The organism is Streptomyces rubrogriseus (assembly GCF_027947575.1).
GTDB classification, from domain to species: Bacteria; Actinomycetota; Actinomycetes; order Streptomycetales; family Streptomycetaceae; genus Streptomyces; species Streptomyces rubrogriseus.
This window is the reverse complement of the sequence record NZ_CP116256.1, coordinates 1-18,421: the sequence shown is the minus strand read 5'-3', so window position 1 is coordinate 18,421 and position 18,421 is coordinate 1. Positions and strand designations below refer to the sequence as shown.

Genomic DNA, 18,421 nt, shown 5'->3' with positions numbered 1-18,421 from the left:
AGGAGGTTCCGGAACCCGGAAGCTGCTGTAGCCGCAGGTCAGCCGTATAGAGTGAGTTTTCCGGTCCGGACGTCCAGGTGCGGGGGAAGTAAGGAGTGGAGGCCTTGAGTTTCGACTCAGGGGCACGCACGGCCTTCGCAGAACGCCTCGCACTGCTGTACAGGGAGGCCGGCAACCCTCCCCTCAAACGTGTGTCCGAGGCCGTCGTCCGGCTCCAGCGCGTCGACGAACGAGGGCGTCCGGTGCGGGTCTCCGCCCAGCGGATCAGCGACTGGCGGCGGGCCAAGAACGTGCCGGCCCAGTTCCCCGCCCTCGCGGCCGTCCTGCACGTCCTCATACCCCAGGCCCGGCGCGCACGGCCCGTACCGGTCTCCGCCGGTCTGTACGACCTGGTCCAGTGGCAGCGCCTGTGGGAGCGGGCGGTGGCCGACCCGAGCGGTGAACGCCCCGGGGCGGCCGCGGTGGAGGAGCAGGCGCCCGCCGAGGCTCCGGCGGCCCTCGGCGGGGTCTGCCCCTACCGGGGCCTGGCCGCCTACCGTCGGCAGGACGCCGACTGGTTCTTCGGGCGGGAACGGAGCACGCGGGCCCTCCTCGCCCAGCTCGACGCCGCGCGGGACACCGGCGGTCTGGTCATGCTGGTCGGCGCCTCCGGGGCAGGGAAGTCCTCCCTTTTGAACGCCGGCCTGGTGCCCGCCCTGCGCACCGGCTCGCGGGACGCCGGGTGCGGTCCGCCCAGAAGGGTGCTCCAGCTCGTACCGGGGACCGACCCGCTCGGCGAACTGACCCGCCTGGTACCGCGGCTCGCGCCCGTCGTCGCCGCCATAAGGGAAACGGCGGACCGGGATCCGGGTTCCCCCGGGACCTGGGACCGGGGCGACCCGGAGACGGAGGACGCCGTCAGGGCAGCCTTCGCGGCCTGGGCAGCATCCACGGAAGCCCCGTACGGGCAGGAGGGGCAGGAGAACCGGGGCGGACCTACGGGACTGGGCGGGCAGCACGGGCCGGACAGGCACCGTCCCGGCCCTGCCGACCCTGCCGACCCGGGAAGACGGACCGGACGGGCAGCCGAGGCCGATCGGGCAGGACAAGCCGACCAAACAGGGCGGGCCGACGAGGCAGGGCGGGCCGACAAGGCAGGCCAGGCAGGCCGAACCGACCGGGACAGCTCCCCGGACCTGAGCGGCCCGGACGTCTCGGCATGCCGGAACGACCGGACCGGACGGACGGCCCGGGTGAGCCAGGCGGTCGGACCGGACCCGGGTGACCGGACCGACCTGGTCGCCCCAGCGGGGCAGGCGGACGGGGGCGTCAGGGCCGACCCTGGCGACGAGACGGGCAACACGGGCCAGGTCGATCAGACGGAGCAAACCGGGCGAGAGGGCCAGAAGGACCGGGAAGACCTGGGAGGCCAGGAAGGCCAGGGAGGCCGGGGAGACCAGGGAGACCAGGGAGACCGGGGACGCCAAACGGACCGGAGCGGCCGGACCGGCCGGGAGATTCGGCCCGCCTCGATCGCCCCCGCGAGGCGGCCGGCCGGGGACGGCAGGGCAGACCCGTACGGCGAGGACGGCCAGGACGGGCAGCCCGGCCGGAACGCACAGGCCGGCCAGGACGCACAGGCCGGCCGAACCGGCCAGGACAGGCAGGTCGGCCTCGGCGATCGGGCTCGACAAGCCGACCCCGGCGCCCAGGACGGCCCGACCAGCCCGGCGCGACGGCTCGGCAGCACGCCCTCGGACGGCGAGACCCGCCCGGACGGCCCGCCGGGGCAGGCGAACCCGACCGCCCGGGCGATCCGGACGCGCCCGCCGGGCACGGCACCCTCCGACGGCCGGGAAGACCACGCAGGCGGCCCCGACGCCCCCGCCGCTGCCCGGCCGGTCGTCATCGTGGACCAGTTCGAGGAGCTGTTCACGCTCTGCGCCGACGAGGCGGACCGGCGCGTGTTCATCCGGCTGCTCCAGGCCGCCTGCCTGCCCGGCGCCGACGGGGACCCGCCGCCGGTGCTGGTGACCCTGGGCGTACGCGCCGACTTCTACGACCGGTGCCTGCGGTACCCCGAGCTGGCCGACGCGCTGCAGCACCGGCACATGGTGCTCGGACCGCTGACCACGGCGGAGCTGCGCGAGGCGGTGACCGCCCCCGCCAGGGCCGTCGGCATGGAGCTGGAACCGGGACTCGCCGAGCTGATCATCCGCGAGGTGAGCTCCGACGCCCCGCGCGGTGGGGGCGCCTCCCACGCCTTTCGGGCCGTGGGCGAGCACGACGCCGGCGTGCTGCCGCTCCTGTCCCACGCCCTGCTAGCCACCTGGCAGCGGCGCAAGGCGGGCCGGCTGACCCTGGCCGGGTACCGCGCGGCCGGCGGCATCCAGGGCGCGGTGGCCGCGACCGCCGAGCGGGCCTGGTCCGGTCTGGACCCGGCGGCCCGCACGGCCGCGCGGCTGCTGCTGCTCAGGCTGATCCGGCTGAGCGAGGACACGCAGGCCACCCGCAGGCGCAGTACCCGACGCCGGCTGGCCGAGGAGGCGAGGGACCCGGGCAAGACCGAGGAGTCCCTCGAGGCGCTGGTGCGGGCCCGGCTGGTGACGCTCGACGCGGACACCGTGGAGATCACCCACGAGGCGCTGCTGCACGCCTGGCCCCGGTTGCGCGACTGGATCGACGAGGACCGCGCCGGAAACCTGCTGCGGCAGCGGCTCGAGGAGGACGGCCTGGCCTGGGAGGAGTCGGACCGCGACTCCGCGCTGCTCTACCGGGGCTCCCGGCTGGCGCAGGCCGACGGCTGGGCCAAGTCCGCCGACGACACCTTCCTGACCCGCAGCGCGGTGGAGTTCCTGGCCGCCGCGGTCAGGCTGCGCAGGCGCACCGTCATGATCAGCCGTGCCGCGGTGTCGGCGCTGGTCGTCCTGGCCCTCCTGGCCGTCGGTTCCGCGGTGCTCGCCTGGCAGCAGCGCAACGACGCCGTGTTCGAGCAGGTGGTCGCCGAGGCGGACCGGGTCCAGGACACCGACCCGTCCCTGTCGGCCCAGCTCGATCTGGCGGCCCACCGCCTGCGGCCGGACGACGAGGACGTCAGGAACCGGCTGATCTCGATCGTGAACGCGCCCCTGGCCACCCCCCTCCTCGGGCACACCGGCGCCGTCTACCTCACCTCCTTCAGCCCCGACGGACGGATCCTGGCGACGGCCAGCTACGACCGGACCGTCCGGCTCTGGGACGTCTCGGACCCCGGCCGGGCGAAGCAGCTGGGCAAGCCCCTCACCGGACACACCAGCTGGGTGAGCACCGCGGTCTTCAGCCCCGACGGCCGCACCCTGGCCAGCGCCTCGGACGACGGCACGATCCGGCTCTGGGACGTCACCGACCCCGGCCGCCCGCGACCGCTCGGGGCACCGCTGGACGGCCACGGCGGCACCGTCTACCTGCTCGCCTTCAGCCCGGACGGCCGTACCCTGGCCTCCGCCCACGACGACCACTCCGTCCGCCTGTGGAACGTGGCCGACCGACGCGCACCCGAGGCGCTCGACACCCTGACCGGTTCCACGGGAGCGGTGCGCTCGGTGGCCTTCAGCCCCGACGGGGACACGCTCGCCTCCGGCGGCGACGACGACAAGGTCCGGCTCTGGGACGTGAGCGATCCCCGCCGACCCGAACCGGCCGGCGCACCGCTGGCCGGCCACAGCGGCCTGGTGCACTCCGTGGCCTTCAGCCCCGACGGCCGCACCCTCGCCAGCGGCAGCGCCGACGACACCGTCCAGCTCTGGGACGTCACCGACCCCGACGGGGCGAAGCCCGTCGGCGCACCGCTCACCGGCCACAGCGGTCCCGTCTGGGCGGTGGCGTTCAGTCCCGACGGCGCCATGCTCGCGGTGAGCAGCGCGGACAGTACGGCGAGCCTGTGGAACGTCAGCGACCCGGCCTATCCGTCGCAGGTCGGGGTGCCCCTGGCCGGAGGCAGCGGTGAGATGTACGCGCTCGGCTTCAGCCCCGACGGCCACACCCTCGCCACCGGCAGCGGCGACAGCAAGGTCCGCCTGTGGTCGCTGCCGACGTCGGACATGATCGGCCGTATCGGGGCCTTCCGTCCGGACGGGCACGTACTGGCCACGGCGGCCCGCGACGGCCGGGTCCGGCTGTGGGACGTGACGGACCCCGGCCGGCCCGTCTCGCTGAGCGCCCCCTTCGAGCCGGGGGACGGTGACATACGGTCGTTGGTGTTCTCCCCGGACGGCGGGACGCTCGCGGTCCTCGTGGGGGGCAGCGCGCTGCAACTGTGGGACGTCACGGACCCGGCCGGGCCCACCGCCCACGGGCCGCCCGTGGCGCTGAGCACCCGCTACGCGGGCCCCGACACGCTGGCGTTCAGCCCGGACGGCCGCACCCTCGCGACGGCCCACGACGACCGCACCATCCAGTTGTGGAACGCCGGAGACCCGGCCCACCCCCGTCGCCTGGGCAAGCCGCTCACCGGCCACTCGGGATACGTGAACACGCTCGCGTTCAGCCCGGACGGCCGCACCCTGGCCAGCGGCGGTGCCGACGACGCCGTACGCCTCTGGGACGTCACCGACCCCGCGCACGCCACCCGCCTCGGCGCGGCCCGTACCGGGCACCTCGGGCCCGTCAACGTCCTCGCCTACAGCCCCGACGGCCACACCCTGGCCAGCGGCAGCGACGACGGCACGGTGCGGCTCTGGGACGTCACCGAGCCGGGCGAAGGGTCAGGAGGCGGGACCACGCTCGCCGGACACACCGACTCGGTGGTGTCGCTGACGTTCAGCCAGGACGGCGACACCCTGGCCAGCGGCGCCAACGACAACACGGTCCGACTCTGGAGCGTCACCGACCCCGCCGAGGCGGCCCCCATCGGCCGGGCGATGAGTCCCAACGCCAAGACGGGCAACTTCCTGTCCTTCAGCCCCGTGAGCCACATGCTCGGGGTGTCCAGCGGCACGGACACGGTCCGGCTGTGGAGCCTGGGCGTGGACGACGCCATCGACCGCATCTGCTCGGCCACCCGGGGTGTGCTGACCGAGGAGAAGTGGCACGAGTACCTGCCACGCCTGGACTACGAGCCACCGTGCCACCAGTGAGGCACTCCCCGCCCCACACGTGATCCCTGTCACATCTCCGGTGCCCGACCGACCAGTCGGCACCCACTGGACACCCGGCCTTGTTAGCCTTGGCCACAGCCCGACCGCTGGCGCATCCCCCGTCGCCAGCGGTCGGGTCTTTTCCTGGACTCGTCCCACCGCGGCGCCCGGCGGCGAACGCGAGCGAACGCGAGCGAACGCGAAGACCCCCAACCGGTACCGGCTGGGGGTCTTGGTGCTGGTGGGGCTAACAGGATTTGAACCTGTGGCCTCATCCTTATCAGGGATGCGCTCTAACCAACTGAGCTATAGCCCCGCCGCGCTCTGCGGTGTATGTCCCGCGCGCTGACTCCTGAAGATTAGCGCACGAGGCGGGCAGTCCCAAAATCGGTTGTCGCGCGGACCGGAGGCCGGGACGGCCCGCGGATCACTCGTCCTCGGCGAGCGTCAGCTCCACACCGCCGACGAAGCCGGCGGACAGGTTGTAGATGAACGCGCCCAGCGTGGCCAGGGCCGTCGCGAGGACGACGTCGATGACCGCGATGATCGTGGTGAACATCAGCACGTTGGGCAGCGACAGGAAGGACTGCAGGTCGAAGCCGTTGGACTCGTTGGAGCCGGTGGCCTCGGAGATCGTGCCGCCGACCGTCGAGAAGACGCCCATGGCGTCCATGACCATCCACAGCACGGCGGAGGCGACGATGGTGCAGATGCCCAGCGCGATGGAGAGCAGGAAGCTGACCTTCATCACCGACCACGGGTCCGCCTTCGACACGCGCAGGCGTGCCTTGCGGACGCGGGGCGTGGTGCGGGCGCCGGTGCGGGGGCGGCGCACGGCGGACGCGTTGCCGCCGTGGGTCTGGTTGCCGCCCTGGGTCTGGTAGGCCTGCGGCGGGTGGTAGGGCCCGCCGGGCTGCTGGGGCTGCCGCTCTCCCGGCAGCGGCGAGGCCGCCTGCTGAGTCCGCTGGCCTCGGGTGTCCGTCACAGTTCCCCCCTGGGATCCATGCGTTGAGGACGAGCTCCCCGAGTGCGAGTCGGTCGCTCCGTCGTCGATCTTGCGCAGTTGAGTCGTGTGCGAATCCGTCGCACGCGCGGCTGAGCCACGGCCGCCGCCGCCCGTTTCCGTACCCGTGGGGGTACCGGCCGATCCGGCGCCCGTGGCTCCGCTCACGATGACTCTCTCCTCGTGCTACTCGGCCGAGGGCGCCTCGCCCTCGTCCGTGCCGGTGGTCTCGGCACCCTCGGCGGTCTCGTCGACGACCACATCGCCGTCGACCTCCTCCGCCTCGCGTCCCGCCTCGGCGTTGCGTGCGATACCGACGACGGCATCGCGCTTGCCCAGATTGATCAGTTGAACGCCCATGGTGTCACGGCCGGTCTCCCTGACCCCGTTGACTCGCGTACGAATCACACCGCCCGAGAGTGTGATGGCGAGGATCTCGTCGTGCTCCTCGACCACCAGCGCGCCCACGAGCGACCCGCGGTCCTCGACGATCTTGGCGGCCTTGATGCCGAGGCCGCCGCGACCCTGGACGCGGTACTCGTCGACGGAGGTCCGCTTCGCGTAACCGCCGTCGGTGGCAGTGAACACGAACGTACCGGCTCGAACAACATTCATCGAGAGCAGCTCGTCCCCTTCGCGGAAACTCATGCCCTTGACACCCGAGGTGGCACGCCCCATCGGACGCAGTGTGTCGTCCGACGCGGTGAACCTGATCGACTGCGCCTTCTTGCTGATCAGCAGCAGATCGTCCTCGGCCGAGACGAGTTCGGCGCCGATCAGTTCGTCGTCGCTCCCGTCCGCCTGCTCCCGCAGGTTGATCGCGATGACACCGCCCGAACGCGGCGAGTCGTAGTCCTTCAGCGGCGTCTTCTTCACCAGGCCGGCCTTGGTGGCCAGGACCAGGTAGGGAACCGCCTCGTAGTCGCGGATCGCGCGGATCTGGGCGATCGTCTCGTCCGGCTGGAAGGCCAGCAGGTTCGCCACGTGCTGGCCGCGCGCGTCCCGGCCGGCGTCGGGCAGCTCGTAGGCCTTGGCGCGGTAGACGCGGCCCTTGTTGGTGAAGAACAGCAGCCAGTGGTGCGTGGTGGACACGAAGAAGTGGTTGACGATGTCGTCTTCCTTGAGCTTCGTGCCGCGCACGCCCTTGCCGCCGCGCTTCTGCGCCCGGTAGTCGTCGGTCTTGGTGCGCTTGATGTAGCCGCCACGGGTGACCGTGACGACGATGTCCTCCTCGGCGATCAGGTCCTCGATGGACATGTCGCCCTCGTACGGGATCAGCTTGGTCTTGCGGTCGTCGCCGTACTTCTCGACGATCGCGGCCAGCTCCCCGCTGACGATCTCGCGCTGGCGGACCGGCGAGGCGAGGATCTCGTTGTACTCGGTGATCTTCGCCTGGAGCTCGTCGTGCTCCCGGACGATCTTCTGCCGCTCCAGGGCCGCCAGGCGGCGCAGCTGCATCTCCAGGATCGCGTTGGCCTGGATCTCGTCGATCTCCAGGAGGTCCATCAGGCCCCCGCGCGCGATCTCGACGGTCTCACTGCGCCGGATCAGCGCGATGACCTCGTCGATGGCGTCCAGGGCCTTGAGCAGGCCGCGCAGGATGTGCGCCCGCTCCTCCGCCTTGCGCAGCCTGAAGCGCGTACGGCGGACGATGACCTCGATCTGGTGGTTCACCCAGTGGCGGATGAACGCGTCCAGGGACAGGGTGCGCGGCACGCCGTCGACCAGGGCCAGCATGTTGGCGCCGAAGTTGGTCTGCAGGTCGGTGTGCTTGTACAGGTTGTTCAGGACGACCTTGGCGACCGCGTCCCGCTTGAGGACGATCACCAGGCGCTGGCCGGTGCGGGACGACGTCTCGTCGCGGACGTCGGCGATGCCGCCGATCTTGCCGTCCTTCACCAGGTCGGCGATCTTCTGCGCGAGGTTGTCCGGGTTGACCTGGTAGGGCAGCTCGGTGACCACCAGGCACTGGCGGTTCTGGATCTCCTCGACCTCGACGACCGCGCGCATGGTGATCGAGCCGCGGCCGGTGCGGTACGCCTCCTCGATGCCCTTGCGGCCCACCACCAGGGCGCCGGTGGGGAAGTCGGGGCCCTTGATGCGCTCGATGAGCGCGTCGAGCAGCTCCTCGTGCGAGGCCTCGTAGTTCTCCAGGTACCACTGGGCGCCGGCCGCGACCTCGCGCAGGTTGTGCGGCGGGATGTTGGTCGCCATGCCGACCGCGATGCCCGCCGAGCCGTTGATCAGCAGGTTCGGGAAGCGGGCGGGCAGGACGGTCGGCTCCTGGGAGCGTCCGTCGTAGTTGTCCGTGAAGTCGACGGTCTCCTCGTCGATGTCGCGGACCATCTCCATCGACAGCGGCGCCATCTTGCACTCGGTGTAGCGCATGGCCGCCGCCGGGTCGTTGCCCGGCGAGCCGAAGTTGCCGTTGGAGTCGACCAGCGGCATCCGCATCGACCAGGGCTGGGCGAGGCGGACCAGCGCGTCGTAGATGGAGCTGTCGCCGTGCGGGTGGTAATTGCCCATGACGTCGCCGACGACGCGGGCGCACTTGTAGAAACCGCGCTCGGGGCGGTAGCCGCCGTCGTACATGGCGTACAGCACGCGGCGGTGCACGGGCTTGAGGCCGTCGCGGACGTCGGGCAGCGCACGCGAGACGATGACGGACATCGCGTAGTCGAGGTAGGAGCGCTGCATCTCCGTCTCGAGCCCGACGGGCTCGACACGCATCGCCAGGGCGTCACCCTCGGGCGTGGTCACAGGAGTGTTCTCGTCGGTCATTGCTGGTGAAGGTCCTTCCTGGTGCGGTCAGCTGAGACCGACTCAGATGTCGAGGAAGCGGACGTCCTTGGCGTTGCGCTGGATGAACGCGCGCCGGGCCTCGACGTCCTCGCCCATCAGCACCGAGAACAGGTCGTCGGCCTGCGCGGCGTCGTCGAGCGTGACCTGGCCGAGCACCCGGTGCTCCTGGTCCATGGTCGTGATGCGCAGCTCCTCGGCGTTCATCTCGCCGAGGCCCTTGAAGCGCTGCACCGAGTCCTCGCGGATGCGCTTGCCGGCCTGGCGGCCCATCTCGATCAGCGCGTCGCGCTCGCGGTCGGAGTACGCGTACTCGAAGTCGTCCCGGCCCCACTTGATCTTGTACAGCGGCGGGCGGGACAGGTACACGTGCCCGGACTCCACCAGCGGCCGCATGAAGCGGAACAGGAAGGTCAGCAGCAGGGTGTTGATGTGCTGGCCGTCGACGTCGGCGTCCGCCATCAGGATGATCTTGTGATAGCGGAGCTTCTCGATGTCGAAGTCCTCGTGCACCCCGGTGCCGAACGCGGAGATCATCGCCTGGATCTCCTGGTTCTGCAGGATCCGGTCGATGCGCGCCTTCTCGACGTTGAGGATCTTGCCACGGATCGGGAGGATCGCCTGGTACTGCGGGTTCCGGCCGGACTTGGCCGAGCCGCCGGCGGAGTCGCCCTCGACGATGAAGATCTCGCACTTGGTCGGGTCGTTCGACTGGCAGTCGGACAGCTTGCCCGGCAGCGAGGCCGACTCCAGCAGGCCCTTGCGACGGGTCAGGTCACGGGCCTTGCGGGCCGCCACGCGCGCGTGGGCCGCCTGGATGCCCTTGCGGATGATGTCCGCGGCCTCGTTGGGGTTGCGGTCGAGCCAGTCCGTCAGGTGCTCGTAGACGACCTTCTGGACGAAGGTCTTCACCTCGGTGTTGCCCAGCTTCGTCTTGGTCTGGCCCTCGAACTGGGGCTCCGCCAGCTTGACCGAGATGATCGCCGTCAGACCCTCGCGGATGTCGTCACCCGTGAGGTTGTCGTCCTTCTCGCGCAGCAGCTTCTTGTCGCGCGCGTACTTGTTGATCAGCGAGGTGAGCGCCGCGCGGAAGCCCTCCTCGTGCGTGCCGCCCTCGTGCGTGTGGATGATGTTGGCGAAGGAGTACACGCCCTCCGTGTAGCCGCCGTTCCACTGCATCGCGACCTCGAGGGACAGGCTCTTGTCCTTGTCCTCGGCCTCGAGGTCGATCACGGTGGGGTGCACCAGCTCTCCCTTGCGGGAGTTGAGGTACGTCACGAAGTCGACGATGCCGCCCTCGTAGTGGTACGAGACGCTCTTGACCTCGTGCTTCTCGTCCTCGCCCGCCTCGTCCGCGCCGGCGGTGGCCTTCGCCGACTCGCGCTCGTCGGTGAGGTTGATCTTCAGGCCCTTGTTGAGGAAGGCCATCTCCTGGAAGCGCCGGGAGAGCGTCTCGAAGGAGTAGTCGGTGGTCTCGAAGATGTCGCCGTCGGCCCAGAAGGTGACCGTCGTGCCGGTCTCCTCGGTGGCCTCGTGCCGGGCGAGCGACGCCGTGGGGACGCCCAGCTTGTACTCCTGCGTCCAGCGGTAGCCGTCGGTCTTGACCTCCACCGCCACCCTCGTGGAGAGGGCGTTGACGACGGAGACGCCCACGCCGTGCAGACCACCGGAGACCGCGTAGCCGCCGCCGCCGAACTTGCCGCCCGCGTGCAGCACGGTCAGCACGACCTCGACGGCGGGCTTCCCCTCGGAGGGGACGATGCCCACCGGGATGCCGCGGCCGTTGTCCACGACGCGGACACCGCCGTCGGGCAGGATCGTGACGTCGATCGTGTCCGCGTGACCGGCGAGTGCCTCGTCGACGGAGTTGTCCACGACCTCCTGCACCAGGTGGTGCAGGCCCCGCTCACCGGTCGAACCGATGTACATACCGGGTCGCTTGCGGACCGCGTCCAGACCCTCGAGGACGGTGATGGCACTGGCGTCGTACGACGCGGAAGCATCGCCGTGCGGGGTGCTCACCGCGTCGTTCACGCCGGTGTCGGTGGACGGGTTGTTCTCGTTGGGGTTGCCGGAATCGGCCACGAAGCGCCCTTTCTGGCACAGCACGAGCCGGGCTCGTCGGCAGGTTGCCGGAGCGGCTGCGGCATGTTGCGTTGGTAAGCCTTGATCAGCGTTGCTCAGCTAGTCCCGGACGGTCCCCACGTTCGGGGCGGGATTCTCTCCCATTCTACCGGTACCACTGACACTGATGGGGGTTTGCCGGTACCTGAGTCCGCATGTGCCGCCCTGAACGAGCCTCGTCCGACTCCCGATATGCGGAAGGGGGCCTCAAGAGGCTCACAACGGCACTCAGCGCTTCGAGGCGTCAACCCTTTGCTACTTGGGAGTCAGATCGGGACGCGCGCTCACGCACGGTGGTACGACGCGGCGCGCGCCGACGGTTCACGCCGCCCGTCGTCGCCGTTTTTTGTGAGGTACATCACGCATCCCTGACGGGGTGCCAGAACGCCCGCACATCACCCGTAGGTGTCCCCCGGCCCCTGGCTCCCGGGGGCCCGCAACGGCCCGTACCGCCGGCCCTGACCACCCGGGCCACCCGGTCCGAGAACCTTGATCATCCGTACCGACCCGTGCCCCAGGTCCTCGTTCAGGCGCGCCACCAGCGTCGGCGCGAGCAGCCGCAGGTTCGTCGCCCACGCCGTCGAGTCGCAGCGCACCACCAGCACCCGCTCGTCCTCGTCGTACCGCTCCGGCACGCAGTGCTTCGCCACGTCCGCACCGACGATCTCCGGCCAGCGGCCCATCACCCCGCCCACCGCGGCCGGTGTCTCCCAGCCGCGCTCGGTGATCAGCCGGTTGATCGCGGAACCCAGCGCCATGGGGTCACGGCCGTCGGCCCGCGCCCCGGAGCGCAGCCCCCCGCGGCGCGCCTGCTTCTTCTGCTGGGCCGCGTCCCCACGCGCGCGTGCCGCCTCACGAGCCGCCCTGAGCGCCACGCGCGCGAGGTCGACGCCGGACGGCTCCGGACCGCCGCTCGCGCGCCCGCCGGGGGACTCTCCGGGGCCCGGCTCCGGTGCGTCCGCGCTCATACGCGCTCCACCGTCCCCTCCGCCACCGTGAACCGCGCCCCCGCGAGCACATGCGGTACGTCGTCCTCGACCGCGGCCGTCACCAGCACCTGCTCCCCGGGCGCCACCAGCTCCGCCAGCCGCTCCCGGCGCCGTGCGTCCAGCTCGGCGAACACGTCGTCCAGCACCAGCACCGGCTCGTTGCCCTCGGCCCGCAGCAGGTCGAACGAGGCCAGCCGCAGCGCCAGCGCGTACGACCACGACTCGCCGTGGGACGCGTAGCCCTTGGCGGGCAGAGAGCCGAGCTTGAGCAGCAGGTCGTCCCGGTGCGGACCGACCAGGGTGACGCCCCGCTCGATCTCCTGCTTGCGCGCCTCGGCGAGCGCCGCCATCAGCTGCTCGTACAGGTCCTCACGCGTGTGCGCCTCACCGGGCGCCGACGGCTTGTACTCCAGGGCGAGGGGGCCGCCGCCCGGGGCCAGCTGCTCGTACGCCTTGTCGGCCAGCGGCTGCACGGCCGCGATCAGGTCCAGGCGCTGGGCGAGCAGTTCGGCGCCCGCGCGCGCGAGGTGCTGGTCCCAGACGTCGAGCGTGGACAGGTCCATCGTCCGGCCGCCGTGCCGGCGGGCGAGCGCGGCCGACTTCAGCAGGGTGTTGCGCTGCTTGAGGACCCGGTCGTAGTCCGAACGCACCCCCGCCATCCGCGGAGAACGGGCGGTGATCAGCTCGTCCAGGAAACGGCGCCGCTCGCCGGGGTCACCCTTGACCAGCGCGAGGTCCTCCGGCGCGAACAGCACGGTGCGCACGATGCCGAGCACGTCACGCGGTCTGACCTGCGAGGACCGGTTGATGCGGGCGCGATTGGCCTTGCCCGGATTCAGCTCCAGCTCGATCAGCTGCTGCCGCTCGCCCTGCCGGACCTGGGCCCGGATCACGGCCCGCTCGGCGCCCATGCGCACCAGGGGGGCGTCGGAGGAGACCCGGTGACTGCCGAGGGTGGCGAGGTAGCCGACCGCCTCGACCAGGTTCGTCTTGCCCTGCCCGTTCGGGCCGACGAAGGCGGTGACGCCCGGGTCCAGGGGCACCTCGACCCGGGCGTACGAACGGAAGTCGGCCAGCGACAGATGCGTGACGTGCATGGTCGTGCGCCGACCTCCCCAGCGTTCCGGTTACTTCTTCTCGACCGCGTGGCCGCCGAACTGGTTGCGCAGCGCCGCGATCATCTTCATCTGCGGCGAGTCGTCCTGCCGGGACGCGAACCGCGCGAAGAGGGAGGCAGTGATCGCGGGCAGCGGCACCGCGTTGTCGATCGCCGCCTCCACAGTCCAGCGTCCCTCACCGGAGTCCTGTGCATAACCCCGGAGCCCGTCCAGGTGCTCGTCGTCGTCGAGCGCGTTGACCGCGAGGTCGAGCAGCCAGGAGCGGATCACCGTGCCCTCCTGCCAGGACCGGAAGACCTCGCGGACGTTCTCCACGGAGTCGACCTTCTCCAGCAGCTCCCAGCCCTCGGCGTAGGCCTGCATCATGGCGTACTCGATGCCGTTGTGGACCATCTTCGCGAAGTGGCCCGCGCCCACCTTGCCGGCGTGCACGGCGCCGAAGTCGCCCGTCGGCTTGAGGGCGTCGAAGACCGGCTGCACCTTGGCGACGTTCTCCGCGTCGCCGCCGTACATCAGCGCGTAGCCGTTCTCCAGGCCCCATACGCCGCCGGAGACGCCGCAGTCGACGAAGCCTATGCCCTTGGCCGCCAGCTCCTCCGCGTGCTTCTCGTCGTCCGTCCAGCGGGAGTTGCCGCCGTCCACGACCACGTCGCCGGGCTCCAGCAGCTCGCCGAGGCGGTCGACGGTGGCCTGGGTGGCCTCGCCGGCCGGGACCATCACCCACACCACGCGCGGGGCGCTGAGCTTGCCCACGAGCTCTTCCAGGCTGTGGACGTCGGCGAGGTCCGGATTGCGGTCGTATCCGACGACGGTGTGGCCCGCGCGGCGGATCCGCTCGCGCATGTTGCCGCCCATCTTGCCGAGGCCGACGAGACCGAGCTCCATCAGTTGCGTTCCTTAAGGTGTGCGAGGTGGCAAGGCGGCACCTCCGAACCCGCCGGACGGGTGCCGCGGCACTTTCGTACCCGCGTCGACCCTAAACCCGCACGCCCGTGCACAGCTGTGGGCATACGCGCTCAGACGTATGCCCCCACCTGCGGGTTCGTCCCCACCCTGTGGACAGCCACCGGCCTGACGCGGCTCAGCCGCTCAGCCGCTCAGCCGCTCAGCCGCACCGGCATGATCAGGTACTTGTAGGCCTCGTCCGCCTCGGCGTCCACCGCGGGCCTGCCGCTGAGCAGCGCCGGCTTCGTGGAGGTCGTGAAGGACAGCTGGGCGACCGGGGAGTCGATGGCGCTCAGACCGTCCAGCAGGAAGGTCGGGTTGAAGGCGATCGAGATGTCGTCGCCCTCCAGCTGCGCGTCGACCCTTTCCACAGCCTGTGCGTCGTCGCTGGAGCCGGCCTCCAGGATGAGCACACCCTGCTCGAAGCTGAGCCGCACCGGGGTGTTGCGCTCGGCGACCAGGGCCACGCGCTTGACGGCCTCCACGAAGGGGGCGGTCTCGATCACGGCGACGCTGTTGAACTCGGTCGGGAACAGCGTCTTGTACTTCGGGAGGTCACCCTCCAGCAGACGCGTCGTCGTCCGGCGGCCCGCGCCCTCGAAACCGATCAGGCCCTCGCCCGCGCCCGAACCGGAGAGCGCCAGGATCACCTGGTCACCGCTGGTCAGCGCCTTGGCGGTGTCCTGGAGCGTCTTGGCGGGCACCAGGGCGACCGCGGAGATGTCCGGGTTCTCCGGCTTCCACAGGAACTCGCGGACCGCGAAGCGGTAGCGGTCGGTGGAGGCCAGGGTCACCGAGTCGCCCTCGATCTCGATGCGCACACCGGTCAGGACGGGCAGCGTGTCGTCGCGGCCCGCGGCGATCGCCACCTGCTGCACCGCCGAGGCGAAGACCTCGCCGGGCACCGTGCCGGTCGCCTCCGGCATCTGCGGCAGCGCCGGGTACTCCTCCACCGGCAGGGTGTGGAGGGTGAACCGCGAGGAGCCGCAGACCACCGTCGCCCGTACACCGTCTGTGGAAATCTCCACCGGCCGGTTGGGCAGGGCGCGGGAGATGTCGGCGAGCAGACGGCCGGAGACGAGGACCGTGCCCTCCTCCTCGATCTCGGCCTCCACCGACACCCGCGCCGAGACCTCGTAGTCGAAGCTGGACAGGCTCAGCTGCCCTTCCTCGGCCTTCAGCAGCAGGCCCGCGAGGACCGGCGCCGGCGGACGGGCCGGGAGGCTGCGAGCCGCCCAGGCCACTGCCTCCGCGAGTACGTCGCGTTCCACCCGGATCTTCACTGTTGCCGCCTCCTGCTGTTGCCGGCGCTGCTCGCCCTGCTTCGCCTTCGTCGTCTGACCGGTGTCGCCCGCCGCTGTGAGGGGCAGAACACCGGGGACCAGTCTGACGCACCCCACTGACAGTAGGTGCCGTTCGGGGTCAAGTCGTGACGAGGCGCGGTCGGGCCCGAGAGGCCGAGTTGTGCACAGGACCCGCTTCGAAACGAATTCCGCTCTCTCTCTAGTCGTCAGTAGTAGTAGGGCCTGTGGATACCGTGGATAACCTCGTTTGCCCAGGTCAGAGCAGGAATTTTGTCCACGGGTCCTGTGGGCGGAGCCGGTGGACAACCGGGCGTATCTGTGGAGAACAGAAAGTTCTGCACACACCGTGCACAGGGAGAGGCGACTTCTCCCCAGCGCCGTCCCCAGCTTTACCCACGTTTCCCACAGCCCAACCAGGCAGCCTGGTGTGACGGCTTTCACTCGACGCGGTGACAGGGCGCGTCACGTTGCCGAACAGTGGACAGGCATGTGGAGAAGCTGGTGATCGCTGGGGACAACCCCCTCCAGCCTGTGGGTTGCCCGTGGACAACTGAATGCACAGCCTGTGGATCATTTCTTCGTCCACAGCCTGTGGAGATCCTTCGTCCACGAATCCACAGGGACCTGACCTGCCCTGATGATCCCTCACCAGGCTGGCCTGTGGACAGGATCGGGACAACTTCCCAGTCCCCAAGGTGTGGACGGAAAAAACTGGCCGAATCTGTGGAGGACGGCCGTAACCCGGCGGGGATTCGAACAGCGGACAGGACAGCCGTACGAGCCGGTGGAGACGCGGGGACGTGCGAGGGGGCATGCGAGGGGCATGGGAGGGGCATCCGGGGGCCTCCGGCGGCATGGGAAAGGCGCCCCCGGGGGTCCCGGAGGCGCCTTCGTGACCGGTGGCGGCGGTGGTCAGCCGTTCTTGATGCGGTTGGTCAGCTCGGTCACCTGGTTGTAGATCGAGCGCCGCTCGGCCATGAGATTGCGGATCTTGCGGTCCGCGTGCATCACCGTGGTGTGGTCCCGGCCGCCGAACAGTGCGCCGATCTTCGGCAGCGAGAGGTCCGTCAGCTCGCGGCACAGGTACATGGCGATCTGCCGGGCCGTCACGAGCGCGCGCCCCCGCGAGGTGCCGCACAGGTCCTCTACGGTCAGGCCGAAGTAGTCCGCGGTGGCGCCCATGATGGCCGTGGAGGTGATCTCGGGGGCCGAGTCCTCGCCGCCGGGGATCAGGTCCTTGAGGACGATCTCGGTGAGGCCCAGGTCCACCGGCTGCCGGTTGAGCGACGCGAACGCCGTCACCCGGATCAGCGCTCCCTCCAGCTCGCGGATGTTGCGCGAGATCCGGGAGGCGATGAACTCCAGTACCTCCGGCGGGGCGTTGAGCTGCTCCTGGACCGCCTTCTTGCGCAGGATCGCGATGCGGGTCTCCAGCTCCGGCGGCTGGACGTCGGTGATCAGCCCCCACTCGAAGCGGTTGCGGAGCCGGTCCTCCAGGGTCACCAGCTGCTTGGGCGGCCGGTCGCTGGAGAGCACGATCTGCTTGTTGGCGTTGTGCAGGGTGTTGAAGGTGTGGAAGAACTCCTCCTGCGTCGACTCCTTGTCCGCGAGGAACTGGATGTCGTCGACGAGCAGGATGTCCATCTCGCGGTAGCGCTTGCGGAAGCTGTCGCCCTTGCCGTCGCGGATGGAGTTGATGAACTCGTTGGTGAACTCCTCCGAGCTCACGTACCGCACGCGCGTGCCGGGATAGAGGCTGCGCGCGTAGTGCCCGATGGCGTGCAGGAGGTGCGTCTTGCCGAGTCCCGACTCCCCGTAGATGAACAGGGGGTTGTAGGCCTTGGCGGGTGCCTCGGCGACGGCGACGGCCGCCGCGTGGGCGAAGCGGTTCGAGGCGCCGATGACGAAGGTGTCGAAGAGGTACTTCGGGTTCAGCCGCGCGGTCGGCTCGCCCGGACCGGTGGCCGGCGCCGGCTGCGCCGCCAGCGGCCCGGGCGCCCCGGTGGCGGGCCCGGGGCCGACGGGGCCGCCGCGGTGGACGTGTCCGGATCCCGGCGGGGGCTCGGGCAGGTCGCGGCGCGGACCGCGCTGCTCGTAGTCACCCCGCTGCTGGTCGTAGTCGCCGCGGGGTTTGTCGTACTCGACCCGGGACGGTTCGTAGTCGCCCCGGGGCTGCTCGTACTCGCCGCGGGACGGTTCGTAGTCGCCCCGGGGCTGCTCGTACTCGCCGCGGGACGGTTCGTAGTCGCCGCGCTGGGCGTCGTACGACGGGCGCTCCGGGGGCTGCGGCCGGTAGTCCTGCTGGTACGAGGCGTGGTTCTCGTGGGAGTACGGGGGCGGCGGCTCCTGGCCGTACGGCTCCTGGGCCGGGGACGCGTAGGGGTCCCGCTCCGGGAAGCCGAGGCGCTGCTGCTGCCAGCCGTAGTCGTCCTGCTGCGCGGGGCGGGGCCAGGAGCCGGGCTCGGGGCGCTGGTACTCCTGCGGATAGGCGGGCCGGGCGGTGGGGAGCTGGTCGGCGCGGTTGCGGCCGTATCCCTCGTACTCGTCGCGGTCGCGGTACTCCTCGCGGCCGCCCTGGCCGGGAGCGGGGAGCTCGGGCTCCTCGTAGCGGTGCTGGGGGCGGGAGGGCGGCGACTGGGGCGTCTGCGGTGGGGGGCCGGCGGGTTCGCCCGCGGTGTCGTCGACGGTGATCGCGATGCGGATCGGGCGCCCGCACTCGCGGCTCAGGGTCTCGCTGACGATCGGCGCGAGGCGGCCCTCCAGTACGCCCTTCGCAAATTCGTTCGGTACGGCGAGCAGGGCGGTGTCGGCGACCAGCGCGAGCGGCTGGCAGCGCCGGATCCAGTGCTCGTCCTTCGACTCGACGCCCTGCCCGCGGCCCTCTCCGAGAAGTTGCTCCAATACGCGTGGCCACACTGCGGCAAGATCGGCAGGTACGTCAGCCACAGGGCACGCTCTCTCACGAGTCCCTCGAAGGTGTGATTCGGGGACGGGTCGGGATGAAACTCGGGTGGGGCAGGGATAAGGGAACGAATCGGAGTCCAGT

General features: G+C 70.7%; 9 protein-coding genes and 1 tRNA gene. 1 reads left to right on the top strand and 9 read right to left on the bottom strand.

Annotated features, from left to right (window positions below):
* The first annotated feature begins 95 nt into the window (after nt 1-95).
* Nucleotides 96-5,093, top strand: coding sequence for an nSTAND1 domain-containing NTPase (locus Sru02f_RS00050; RefSeq protein ID WP_109029170.1), 4,998 nt, complete (start codon nt 96-98; stop codon nt 5,091-5,093).
* A gap of 239 nt (nt 5,094-5,332) precedes the next feature.
* On the opposite strand, the gene Sru02f_RS00045 is transcribed toward Sru02f_RS00050, so the two are convergent.
* The 9 genes from Sru02f_RS00045 to dnaA form a co-directional block, all read right to left on the bottom strand.
* Nucleotides 5,333-5,409: transfer RNA gene (locus Sru02f_RS00045), tRNA-Ile, on the bottom strand.
* 111 nt (nt 5,410-5,520) lie between these two features.
* Complete coding sequence (locus tag Sru02f_RS00040) at nt 5,521-6,264, bottom strand: DUF3566 domain-containing protein (protein WP_174854975.1); 744 nt, start codon at nt 6,262-6,264, stop codon at nt 5,521-5,523.
* Between the two features lie 18 nt (nt 6,265-6,282).
* On the bottom strand, nt 6,283-8,877 hold the full coding sequence (gyrA, locus tag Sru02f_RS00035; RefSeq protein WP_109029168.1) for a DNA gyrase subunit A: 2,595 nt from the start codon (nt 8,875-8,877) through the stop codon (nt 6,283-6,285).
* A gap of 42 nt (nt 8,878-8,919) precedes the next feature.
* Nucleotides 8,920-10,980, bottom strand: coding sequence for a DNA topoisomerase (ATP-hydrolyzing) subunit B (gene gyrB / locus Sru02f_RS00030; RefSeq protein ID WP_174854974.1), 2,061 nt, complete (start codon nt 10,978-10,980; stop codon nt 8,920-8,922).
* A gap of 434 nt (nt 10,981-11,414) precedes the next feature.
* The gene (locus Sru02f_RS00025) at nt 11,415-11,987 is read right to left on the bottom strand and encodes a DUF721 domain-containing protein (protein ID WP_109029166.1); all 573 of its coding nucleotides are present in this window, start codon (nt 11,985-11,987) and stop codon (nt 11,415-11,417) included.
* On the bottom strand, nt 11,984-13,105 hold the full coding sequence (gene recF / locus Sru02f_RS00020) for a DNA replication/repair protein RecF (RefSeq protein WP_109029165.1): 1,122 nt from the start codon (nt 13,103-13,105) through the stop codon (nt 11,984-11,986). Before recF ends, Sru02f_RS00025 begins: the two co-directional genes overlap by 4 nt.
* 30 nt (nt 13,106-13,135) lie before the next feature.
* On the bottom strand, nt 13,136-14,011 hold the full coding sequence (gnd, locus tag Sru02f_RS00015; protein WP_109029164.1) for a phosphogluconate dehydrogenase (NAD(+)-dependent, decarboxylating): 876 nt from the start codon (nt 14,009-14,011) through the stop codon (nt 13,136-13,138).
* A 212-nt stretch (nt 14,012-14,223) separates the two neighbouring features.
* Nucleotides 14,224-15,354 (bottom strand): DNA polymerase III subunit beta, encoded by a 1,131-nt coding sequence (dnaN, locus tag Sru02f_RS00010; RefSeq protein ID WP_003975054.1) that lies wholly within the window; start codon nt 15,352-15,354, stop codon nt 14,224-14,226.
* Nucleotides 15,355-16,287: 933 nt separating this feature from the next.
* Nucleotides 16,288-18,321 carry a chromosomal replication initiator protein DnaA gene (gene dnaA / locus Sru02f_RS00005; protein WP_109029163.1) on the bottom strand — a complete coding sequence of 678 codons (2,034 nt, stop codon included), beginning with the start codon at nt 18,319-18,321 and terminating at the stop codon, nt 16,288-16,290.
* Nucleotides 18,322-18,421 lie beyond the last annotated feature (100 nt).

What these genes read in the sequence shown, in the direction of transcription:
- gyrA (WP_109029168.1), bottom strand. Translation starts at nt 8,877, where the DNA reads ATGACCGACGAGAACACTCCTGTGACCACGCCCGAGGGTGACGCCCTG.
- Sru02f_RS00025 (WP_109029166.1), bottom strand. Translation starts at nt 11,987, where the DNA reads ATGAGCGCGGACGCACCGGAGCCGGGCCCCGGAGAGTCCCCCGGCGGG.
- recF (WP_109029165.1), bottom strand. Translation starts at nt 13,105, where the DNA reads ATGCACGTCACGCATCTGTCGCTGGCCGACTTCCGTTCGTACGCCCGG.
- gnd (WP_109029164.1), bottom strand. Translation starts at nt 14,011, where the DNA reads ATGGAGCTCGGTCTCGTCGGCCTCGGCAAGATGGGCGGCAACATGCGC.